The 10,794-nt window shown below is 68.9% G+C and carries 6 protein-coding genes; 1 reads left to right on the plus strand and 5 read right to left on the minus strand.

All coding sequences use genetic code 11. From position 1 onward, the window contains the following. Positions 1-130: 130 nt before the first annotated feature. Entirely contained in the window at positions 131-760 is a 630-nt protein-coding gene (locus B2869_RS06495) for a hypothetical protein (RefSeq protein ID WP_021198943.1), read from the minus strand. A 177-nt stretch (positions 761-937) separates the two neighbouring features. Between B2869_RS06495 and B2869_RS06500 the strand changes: the two genes are divergently transcribed. Next, positions 938-2,077 carry an AI-2E family transporter gene (locus B2869_RS06500; protein ID WP_292764055.1) on the plus strand — a complete coding sequence of 380 codons (1,140 nt, stop codon included), beginning with the start codon at positions 938-940 and terminating at the stop codon, positions 2,075-2,077. Here B2869_RS06500 and B2869_RS06505 read toward each other — a convergent pair. The 4 genes from B2869_RS06505 to B2869_RS06520 all read right to left on the minus strand — a co-directional run. Then, complete coding sequence (locus B2869_RS06505) at positions 2,070-8,036, minus strand: LPXTG cell wall anchor domain-containing protein (RefSeq protein ID WP_292764058.1); 5,967 nt, start codon at positions 8,034-8,036, stop codon at positions 2,070-2,072. The two genes, B2869_RS06500 and B2869_RS06505, sit on opposite strands and share 8 nt — an antisense overlap. A 215-nt stretch (positions 8,037-8,251) precedes the next feature. Then, a complete protein-coding gene (locus B2869_RS06510) occupies positions 8,252-9,412 on the minus strand; it encodes a flagellar hook protein FlgE (RefSeq protein ID WP_029258627.1) in 1,161 nt (386 codons plus the stop codon). 26 nt (positions 9,413-9,438) lie between these two features. After that, positions 9,439-9,882 (minus strand): flagellar hook assembly protein FlgD, encoded by a 444-nt coding sequence (locus tag B2869_RS06515; protein WP_021198940.1) that lies wholly within the window; start codon positions 9,880-9,882, stop codon positions 9,439-9,441. A 14-nt stretch (positions 9,883-9,896) separates the two neighbouring features. After that, on the minus strand, positions 9,897-10,794 hold an 898-nt coding region (locus B2869_RS06520; protein ID WP_292764063.1), incomplete at its 5' end, for a flagellar hook-length control protein FliK.

Below are 10,794 nucleotides of genomic sequence, written 5' to 3' on the forward strand. Positions count from 1 at the left end.
AGCCTCCGATTTCCGACCCGCCCACGCAAGTCGCTTCGACGTCGAGGCTGGTAGCTGCATCGAGGTCCGTCAACGCCGGCGTCGCCCGTTCTGGGTGATGTTGCCCTCGTCAAAGATTCAGGCCGTGAGGTCAGATCTTGATGGGGAAGGTCAGCAGCGTCGCGATCCCCGCGATGACGATGACCCCGCTCAAGCCGAGGAACACCCAGCGCCGCCATGGAGCCGCCTGGTGCTGCGAGAGAGCGGCGAAGAACAGGACGAGGGCGAAGAGCACCGTGAGGAGGGAGTAGTCGTCGCCGCGCTGATTGTTGGCGAGAGCCTCGTCGAACTTCGCGTCGGCGCGGGCGCTCAGCTCTTCGGACTCGACCGAACCCGGCGGGACGTACTCGTTCATCACGAAGGGTCCTCGGGCAGTGCGACCTTCGGCCGTCCACGCGTCGAACGCGACGGCGAACTCTTCGGTGAAGCGTTCCTCGACGAACCGGACCAGGTCGTCGCGTCCCTCGGCCCCGGCGAGCACCCACTCGGTGTAGAGCGTGAGGTCGTACTGGCGCGCGGCTTGCGCCGTCGACTGCGCGGAGGCGGCTTGCACACGGGCGCTGGACGCCTGGCTGAACGCGATGGACATCTCGCCACCCCATTTCGAGGCCTCGAACCCGCACCACGCCGTCAGCACCGCGGTCACCGAGAGCAGCACGACCGTCACGATATCGAGCACGCGGGTCGTGCGGACCGACTCTTTCCTGGCTTCCTGCGGCATGGCCCGATCCTCGTGCTCTCCGGCGGGATACGGAAGCGTTCGTTCATCCTGCCGGGGTGAAGGATCGCGGAAGACGCCGTGCTCTGCTGACGGGTTCGTCGCGAGAGGGCGGGGCGATCATCAGGAACGGGTGAGGGGTGCGCGCGTGCGCGGTTGCGCGCGCGTAGCGTGCAGCGTGTGGACGAGAGCATGGATGCGCCCGATCCGGAACGAGAGGGCCGACCGAAGTCGTCGCGGCTGCAGCTCGTGCTGCCCGCGAAGCCGCTGGTGTCGGGATTCGCCGTCGCGGTCGGCGTCCTTCTCGCGATCGCTCTGGCAGCCACCGTCGCCGGCGTCTCGACCGTGCTCATCTCGATCTTCCTCGGGATGTTCCTCGCGCTCGGTCTCGACCCGTCGGTTCGAGCCTTCGAACGCCGGGGGATGAGTCGTCCCGCGGGGGTGACGATCGTGGCCGTGATCTTCCTCCTCGTCGTCGCGGTGATCCTGCTGCTGCTGGTACCGGCGACGGTCCGCCAGATCTCGGCGGCGATCGAGGCGGCCCCGGAGACCATCGCGGCGGTGCAGCAGAGCGGGTGGTATCTGTCCCTCGAGGAGAGCCTCGGGATCGATCTCTCGGTCGTCATCGCAGAGGGCATTCGTTCCCTCACGACGCTGTCGTCCTTCCTGGCGATCTCGGGAGGAGTCCTGAAAGCAGGATTCGGTGTGATCGGAGCCGTGTCGAGCTTCGTCATGGTGGTCGTGCTCACCCTGTACTTCGTCTCCTCGCTGCAGAGCATCAAGGCAGCGGCGGCGCAACTCGTTCCGCTGTATCGGCGGGCTCGGTTCACCGAGGTGCTGGAGGAGATCACGCGATCAGTCGGCGGCGTGGTCGCGGGCGGCGTCACCCTGTCGGCGATAAACGCCCTGGTCGTTTTCGTGATCCAACTCGCGGTCGGTTCGTCGGTTCCGGCGGTGATGGCGATCATCGCCTTCTTCGTCACTCTGGTGCCGATGATCGGCTCTCTCGTGTTCCTGATCATCGGCGGCGTCGCGACGCTGTTCGTCAGCCCGACGGCCGCGGTGGTCTTCGTGGTCGCGTACCTCGTGTACATCCAGGTGGAGGCCTACATCGTCACGCCGCGGATCATGGGCAAGGCGGCGGCCGTGCCCGGTGTGCTCGTGATCATCGGTGCGATGGTGGGGGCGACCCTCCTGGGCCTGCTCGGGGCGCTCGTCGCCATACCGTTGACGGCATCGATGCTGATCGTCATCCGCAAGGTGTGGATCCCGCGGCAGAACAGCCGGACCGAACCTCCCGACGACGAGACGGTCAGGTGAGGGCGACCGCGTGACGTCGACGGCGGACCAGGAGTCCCCCGGCGAGGATGAGCAGGATCCCGATCCCTGCGAACAGGGACACGGCGGGCCCGTCGACTCCGGTGGACGGGAGGCCGCCGCCGCCGCCGTCCGGAGCCGGATCCGGGGGTGGAACCAGGTACACGTTCGTGATCGCCGCGTTCTGAGACGTCGGCGGCTCGCCTCCGGTGGCCGGGGCGGAGATCGTGACGGTCTGGCCGTCGTTGAGCCTCGACCCCTCTCCGAAGGCACCGACCGCGCCGATCTCGGAGACTCGGCACACCGACCCCAGCGGGAGCCCGTCGAGGCGCGTGCGAAGGTCGTCCGCGCTCGACACGGTGAGGGTGCCTCCCGCGGGGAGCACGAGGGGAACGCCGGCGACCGTGCACTCGACGAGGAAATCGAAGCTGTCCGGAGCTCGCCCCGTGTCGCCGGCCAGCACCTTCTGCACCCCGAGGTCGCCATCGAGCAGGGTGACCCCGGCCTGCACGGGGGCCACGGAGTACTCGCGCCCTCCTGCATCCGTGCCCACCGCGCCCATCTGATTCCACGCGAAGCCCCCGGCATCGGGGACGGTGATCGGAGCGAGGTCCGGATACTCCGGCGATTCCGGGACGTTCTGCGTCTCATAGTGCAGCGACAGCACCTGGCCAGGGCCGAACGACCCGGCCGCCGTGGCGGTGAAGTCGATCGTGACCCGGATTCCGGTCACCTCCTCCCACGCGCCGGCGTAGGAGCGGACGGGCACCCAGGTCGCGGTGGTGTCGCAGAGCAGATCGCCGAACCATGCCGAGCTCGATCCCGTGCCCACGCAGGGCGAAGCCGAGGTCGTCACGTCCAGGGTCAGGGTCGCTCCGACAGGGAGGATGTTCGCGGCCAGCGACTCGGGGACGAGCACCGGGTCGAATGTGGTGTTGCGCGCAGCGCCGGTCGCCAGCAGCCGGTCGCCGATCCGCGGCAGGGGATCGACGATCGATACGGTCTCGAATCCGACCGTGCCGCCGTTCACGACGGAGAGCCGCCAGTCGTCCGTGGCGCCGACAGCGGTGTAGGCGGCGCACGGTGTGCGGGTGTAGCCGTCGGGGTCGAGCGGGCAGGCCGCGTCGGGGTTGTTCAGGTTGACCTCGCCGTCGACCAGGTCGCCGTCGACTTCGCCCTTGACGTACTTGTACGCCGCGAGGGATCCTCCAGGTGACGGCTGGACATAGTTGGTCGTTCCGCACTGGTCGTCCTCGAGGCCGGACACCGTACCCTCCCCGTTGCCGGACGCATTCGTGCAGGCGGTGAGCGCCTCATCGGTCGTGACGACGAACGTATTGGTCGTGAACTCGTCGAGGGCGAGTCCCGGGGCCAGCACGAGGTTCACGGTGATCGTGAAGACCTCACCGGGTGACATCCGATTCCCGCCCTCCGGCCAGGTGAAGGTCACGTTCTTGCCGGTGTCGTCGATCAGAGCCGACACGTCCGTCGACAGCGTGCCCCCCGCCGAGGTCTGATAGGTCGGCGGGGAGAAGTCCCAGTCGAGGTACTCGGGGAGCGTGTCGACGAGCTGGTCGATCGTGAGGAAACCGGTGCCGGTGTTGGTGAACTGCAGCGTCCACGGGAGGCTGGCGCCGATGGACACGACGTGGCTGGTTCCGGGCTGCGACTTCACGACATCGAGCTCGTGCGTGCCGGGATCGATCGTCAGGTCGGCAACGGCGTCGGCATCGGCATCCGCATACAGTCCATCGAGTCGCTCGCTCACGACCGTCGCCGTGTTCGGGAGCGTCGTCGGCAACGACAGGTCAGTGCCGTCTCGCTGCGTCGTGAGCGCGACGATGTCGAACGCGAGCTGCGCGGTCCAGTCGTCGGGCGGCGCATTGCGGGAGAAGACCTCTCCGGCGGCATTGCGGAACACCGCCCGAAGGCCGACGATCGCGGCCGGGTCCGCCGCCGTGGGGAGCGCCGCAGTCGCCGCGAACGCACCTTCGACCCAGGTCGATCCCACGAGCGCGTCGATCCGCACCTGGTCGGCACCGGCCGGCAGCACCACGCTCAGCGCAGGGTCGGGAGCCAGCTGCACCGCGTTCCAGAAGGCGGCGTCCGCATCCGTGATGGTGACCTGCTGGGTCGCCGCTGTGGAAGAGCCGTCCGTCGCGTCGAGCGTCACGGTGACGGGGTCTTGCAGCTGGGTCTCGAGAATCGATTCCGGATCGATGGTCTTCGCGAGCGTCGCGTCGAGCAGGGCGCTGACGAGCACCACGGTGTCGTTCGCGGTGTCGCTCGGCGTCGACGCATTGCCGGAAGGAGTGAGGACCGGGTCATAGGACTGGGCGATCACGTCGTTGGCGACGGTGCCTGGCTCCACGAGCTGATCGGCATCCGAACGCTCGTACTGCCGCACCTTGGCGACGATCCCGACGCTCAGGTCCTCCCCGGCGCGGATGCTGCCGCCCTCGATCGTGGGGTCGATGCCGTGGAACACGACGCTGACCCCGACCACGGTGGCGAGATCGCCGGCGGTGAGCGTTTCCGCGTCGGTCACGGAGAGCGTGCGGGTGCTGAGCGTGCCATCGGTCGCACGGTCCCAGAGCGTGACGGTCGACGCGGCGGGGTCCACCTGTTCGACCGGATAGGCGAAGGTGAGCGATTGCACGGTGAGGCGCTCGTAGGGGTTGGTGTCCGCGTCGTAGACCGCGTCGTCGAACGGATCATCCGCCCAGGCGCCGGGAGCACTCACGCACTGGTCCGCCGCTCCGGCCGCGCAGGGGATCGGATCGGTCACGCGCACGTACGACGCGCGTGCGGTGCTGTCGTTTCTGGCATCGATGTCGAACGTCACGTCCGGATAGTTCGCGGGGTCGACGTCGGCGGACTCCGGGATCGTCACGCTCGACGGCGTGACGGTCTTCTCCACCGAGACGAGGGGCGGCTGGTCGATCAGGGTGATGTTGTCCTGCTCCGAGTCGCTGCCGTTGCCCGCTGCCGAGGTCCAGTCACCGCGGAGGCTGTTCCACACGATGCCGGGGTCGGGGTCGTTGAAGGTCTCGTCGGCGCTCACCCAGCGGTCGCCTGTCGCTGTGTCGTCGCGCACGACGTTGCGCAGCTCCCAGGTGAGGAAGGTCGGCCGATATTCTCCCACAGCGGAGGTCGCGAGTCCGGAGCCTGGTTCGGGTCGCGTGGGATCCGTGCTCGCGGTGCGTGCGGCGTCATCGGGCTCGTAGACCAGGCGGACTCCCGTCGTCCCGGCGGTCTGCGCGGGCGTGAGCGTGTAGCCGACGAATCCGTCGGCTCCCATCCAGGTTCCTCCCGGCGCGGCGATGGGGGTCCACACGCCATCGACGAAGAGCCAGACCTCGGTGATGTCGTCCCAGGCGAGCAGGGGATCGTCGGCGAGAGTGACCGGGTCGATGCTCAGCAGGTCGAAAGCCTGGAACACGGTGCTCGCTGCGCCCGGGGGATCCATGTCCGGAGCCGTGGCGGGATCGGTGAGGACGAGGGTGTCGATCCCGCGGGTCCCGGTCCGCCACTCGTTGCGCGTGGAGACGATCGCGCCGGACTGCGCATCGAGGAAGTCGGCATCGGTGGTCTTGTCGCTCGTCTGGACCCACCGCTTGTTCGCGTCGACGCCCACGCCCTCGCCGGTAGCGGGAGTCTGCACACCGATCGTGTCCTGGTCGGTCACGACATCGCTGTCGATCCCCTCAGGCAGGCCGTCGACCTCGCCGTGGCTCTGCGCGCTCGCCTCGTTCTCATAGACGGTGGGCTCCTGCGCGGACTGCTCGTCCTCGGGGGCATCCCGCGGGTCGGTGGGGCCGGATCCGTCGCGCAGGTCGGCCCGCGCATCGAAGACGACGTTCGGCACGACGCTGAACCCCTGGGAGAATCCGTCCGGGTTGTCGAAGGTGAATTGTATCCCGGTGACGTCGGAGGGGAGATCGGGTGGCGTGAGCGCGGCCGCGAACTCTGCACGGCTCATCTGGAACGTCTGCGCGGTCTCGCCCGTGCTGACTGTGGCGAGCGTCGCCCACGATCCGTCCGGCCGCTGGTACTCGACCGTCGCGGTGGTGTTCGGCGGGACCTGGGTGGGCGCGATCGCCACGATGTCGAACGCGTTCCAGAAGTCGTCCGCCTGGTCGTCGCGCCAGGAGTCCTCGACGACGATCTGGGTCGGATCCACCTGCGCGACGCCCGTCTCGGTGGTCGCGGTCAGGCTGGCGACCACACTGTTGCCCGGTTCGACGGCGCCGCCCGGCGTGATCTGCTTGTCGAGCGCGACCCCGATCTGCGGGAAGTAGACCGTGATGTCATCGGCCGCTGCCTCGTCAGCGGTACCCACGTCGTTGGTCGCGGTCACGTCGATGCTGTTCGTCCGCTGGTGCGTCGGTGCCTCGGTGCTGACGAGCGCGAGCGAGGGCTCGATTCCCACGTCGATCGTCGCGACCGTGCCGGCAGGGATCTGGCCGGTGAAGTCGATGACGAAACCGGTGACGGTGCCCGTGGGCGGGGTCGGCGCGTCCCCGTCCGCGAACGGGACGGGGGGCTGCGCGACCCCGTCGATGTACCAGGTGATCGTGCCGGCGGTGGCTCCGTCCGGGTACGGGATGCCGGAGGGGAAGCCGCCGAAGAGCATCTCGGCGTCGAAGAAGCCGAGATCGGAGATGCTGAGGCTCTGCACAGGGCCGTTCGACGTGTTCGTCGCCGTGAGCTCCGCCATCGCGTCTCCGCCGGCGGGGAGCTCCGCCGGAGTGATCGTCTTGCCCGCGACCACGTCGACGGTCAGCGCACCGATCTCGTAGGGCGCCGTTGCCTCGTCGCTCGCCGTCGCACCGCCGGGTGCGTTCACGGTGGACGTGACGCTGTTCGTGACGGAGGCGCCCGTGGCGAGCGAGCTCTCGTCGTTGCGATCCGTCGCGCGCTGCTCCACGGTGAAGCCCGTGGAGGCTGCGGCATCCGAGGCGATCGTGCCACCGGCATAGGTCAGGCGGATGCCGCCGACATCACGGGGGTCGACGCCGGCCGGCAGCCCGGGAGTGGTGCCCGGTGTGCCGGCCTGCCAGCTCCACGTCCCCGTTCCCTCGTCGTAGACGTACGCGTCGACCTGCACCGTGGTCGCGTCCGGGGGAAGGGCCGTGGCGACGAACCCTTGGAAGTCGACGATGCGGAAGGGATTGTCGGCGCTGAGGGTCGCCGCTCCGTCGACGGCGCCCGTCGGCTCCTGGATCACGAGTGCGTCGCCGCCGATGTTCGACTGGTTCTGTGCGCCGATCGTGATCTGGGAGGTCGCACCGGCATCGAACTGCTGCGAGGCGGGCGACCAGTTCTTGCTGGCCTCGACGCCGATCACGGTGTCGATCGTGACGACCGCATCCGCCGTGTCCGAGATGGTCGCGGGGACGTCTCCTGGACCGTTGTCCCAGTCCGCCGTCGCCGTGTTCGTCACGGTGTCGCCGTTGTACGCCCAGTCGGCTGGCAGGTCGAGCGGTGCGCGCAGCACCACGCTGAGCTTGAGGGTTCCGCCGGCCTCGAGGCCGACCCCGCCATCCACGGGCTGCTCGAAGACGACCCTGACCGAGCAGTCGTCGGTGACCTCGACGGGTACACCGCCTTCTTCGACGCATCCGCTCGTCGTGACGTTCAGCGGCAGAGTGGAGGGGGTGTACGAAGAGCCGACGAACTCGAAGCCGGCGAACTCGGCCGGAAGGGTGTCCGTGAGGACCACGTTGAGGCAGTCCACGTCGTCGCAGACCAGATCGACCGTGTAGGTGAACTCATCGCCGGGCTGCAGGGAGTCCTGCGTATCGAGTCCGTCGACGAGCTTGTCGATGCGGAGCGAGGATTCTGCGGCCTGAGCGGCAAGCGGGACGACCAGTCCGGCACCGACGAGCCCGATGATGGCGATGAGGGCCAAGAGGAAGCGGCGCAGCTGGTTCTCGGCGGGTCGAGTCGTCCTGGACATCGTGCTCGTTTCGTGGGGAAGCCGCGAGGGCAACGAAGGAGTACAGGCTGCCGATGCCGCATGAGCGGATCAGATGTGGTGCGACGCCGGAGCCCACGTGGTCATGTCCTGAGGATTCTATGTAAGCGCACACCTGCGGTCCAGGGGCTGCGTCATCGCTCTCACCCGCAGCGGGTGAGAGCGACGACGCAGACGTGATGTTCGCGAGGACGGCGTCAGCGCTTGAGGTTCGTGAGCTCCTGCAGCACCTCGTCGCTGGTGGTGATGATGCGGGCGTTCGCCTGGAAGCCGCGCTGCGCGACGATCAGGTTGGTGAACTCCTGCGACAGGTCGACGTTCGACATCTCGAGCGCGCCGCTGATGATGCCGCCGAGCCCGTCGGTGCCGGCCTGACCGAGCGTCGGCTCTCCGGAGTTCCCGCTCGGGCGGTACTGGGAGGATCCGGCCTTCTCGAGTCCGCCCGGGTTGACGAATCCTGCCAGTGCGACGCGGGCGAGCACCTCGGTGTCGCCGTTGCTGAACGTGCCGACGAGGCTGCCGTCGTTCATCAGCGCGTACGAGCTCAGCGTGCCGGCCGGCTTGCCGTTCTGCTCCTTGATCGCGACATCGCTGACGTCGGCGAACCCGGTGACCGCCGAGAGGTCGACCGTGACACCGCCGGAGACGATGGAGGAGGCCGCCGGCTGCTTGCCGTCGGTGAACGTGAGGGCGGTGTTGGTGCCGCCGGGCTCGGTGACGTTCCAGCCCGTGGCGGTGCGGGTGAAGGTGAGACGGAGCGACGTGGCCGTGCCCTCGGCGTCGTAGGTCTTGATGTCGCGCACCAGCTGCTCGCCGACGGCGGCACCGGAGGGCAGGTTGCCGGTGACGCGGGCGGTGGTGGTGGCGGTGGCAGGGCTGAGCGCTCCGACCGGAAGGCGGATGTCGCCGATGCCCTGACCGGGCACGATCACTCCGTTCTGGGCCGTCCAACCCTGCACGAGAGCGCCGTCCGCCGAGACCAGCTTGCCGCTCGCGTCGAACGAGAAACCGCCGTTGCGGGTGTACAGGGTCTCGCCACCCGAGCGCACGACGAAGAACCCGTCGCCGGCGATCATGAGGTTGGTCGGCACCCCGGTGGGCTGCGGAGCCCCGGAGGCGAAGTTCGTGCTGATGCCGGCGACCTGCACGCCGAGACCGACCTGGGCGGGGTTCTGACCGCCGGCGGCCTGCTGCGGCATCATCGAGTTGCGCACGAGCTGCGAGAGCGAGTCCTGGAACTGCACGGCCGAGGCCTTGAACCCGGTCGTGTTGACGTTGGCGATGTTGTTGCCGGTGACGTCGAGCATGGTCTGGTGCGAACGCAGACCCGAGATTCCGGCGAACAGAGAGCGGAGCATGGTGATGCCTTTCTGGAAGGGACTGGTCAGGACTGCGAACGGGGAGCGAGGGCGACGCCGGAGACGGCGTCGAGAGGGATGGAGGCGTCGCCGATGGTGACGAGGGGCACGGCGCCGGCGTAGGACACCGAGGTGACGATGCCCTTCTGTGTGACACCCTTCTCATCGACGTACTGCGCTTCATGGCCGATCAGAGCGGCTGCGGTCTGGCGCATGCTGAGCGCGAAGCTCTCGGTCGAGGTCGCCGTGAGCGCGGTCAACTGCTCCATCGAGGCCAGCTGCGTGGTCTGCGAGATCATCTCGTTGGTGTTCATGGGCGAACTCGGATCCTGGTTCGTGAGCTGTGTGACCAGCAGCTTCAGGAACACCTCGGAGTCGAGAGTCTTCTTGCGCTCCGTCGGGGGCGTGGTGCTGCCCGTCTGCACGCCGGAGGGCGGGATGGTGCCGGAGATGGGGTCGACCGTGGTCATGGGTTCCTCTCGGATCAGGCGAAGACGTCGATGCCGCCGTGCGGCGCGATGAGGGACGGGGGAGATGCGGGGTCTGCGGGTGACGACGGATCAGTCGGCAGAGCGCCGTCGGACGTGGTGGGCAGGGCATTCGCGTCGCGACCCGTGCCGGTTCCCGGCTGGCCGCCGTGAGTCCCGGTGGCGCCGTTCCCGGAACCGCCGTTGCTCCCGGAACCGGTGCCGTTGCCCGGGGCGGAATGCTGCGGGTTCGACGACGCCGCGCCGTCGTCCGCGCTCGACAGCAGGAGCGAGGCGTGCGGTGCCGCAGCGGCCAGGTCGCGGCGCAGGTCGATGAGGATCGCACGGAGCGCCTCTCTGCCGAGGTCGTTCGGCGCGTGCAGCTCGATGTGGATGGCACCGCCGGAGATGTGCGCCCGCACGGTCACGGGACCGAGGTTCTCGGGGGACACCGTCAGGGTGAGGCTGTGGTCGCCGTCCGGAGCCTGGGCGAGCGACACCACGGGCGCGGCGATCTGCGGGAGCAGCGCGGGCCGGGCGGTGGGGACCGCGACCGGAGCCGCCACGGAGGTCACGGGCGCAGGGGCAGGCGTGGTGCCCACGGGAGGGAGGGCCGCGTCACCCGGCGTCGCTGTCGGCGTGGCTGTCGGCGAGGGAGACGCCGTGGCGACGGGAGTCGAGGTCGCCGCAGCAGCGGATGTCGCGGCATCCGGGAAGCTGTCGCCGACGGTCGCGGACGTCTCCGACGTTCCTGTCCGGGTTGTCGGGATCGAAGCTCCGGGACCGCCGAGGACGGTCGGGGTCGGATTCCCACCGACGCTGATGCGGGGGACGGTCGGGAGAGCCGGGTTCGCCGACGGCGCTGCGTGGCCGGCCGTGCCGATCGCGGCCGTCACCGCAGGCGCGGCGCCTCCC

The organism is Microbacterium sp. UBA3486, assembly GCF_002377845.1.
Lineage (GTDB): Bacteria > Actinomycetota > Actinomycetes > Actinomycetales > Microbacteriaceae > Microbacterium > Microbacterium maritypicum_A.

Coding starts and splice junctions, on each gene's coding strand:
- B2869_RS06515 (WP_021198940.1), bottom strand. CDS start 9,882: ATGACCACGGTCGACCCCATCTCCGGCACCATCCCGCCCTCCGGCGTG.
- B2869_RS06510 (WP_029258627.1), bottom strand. CDS start 9,412: ATGCTCCGCTCTCTGTTCGCCGGAATCTCGGGTCTGCGTTCGCACCAG.
- B2869_RS06505 (WP_292764058.1), bottom strand. CDS start 8,036: ATGTCCAGGACGACTCGACCCGCCGAGAACCAGCTGCGCCGCTTCCTC.
- B2869_RS06495 (WP_021198943.1), bottom strand. CDS start 760: ATGCCGCAGGAAGCCAGGAAAGAGTCGGTCCGCACGACCCGCGTGCTC.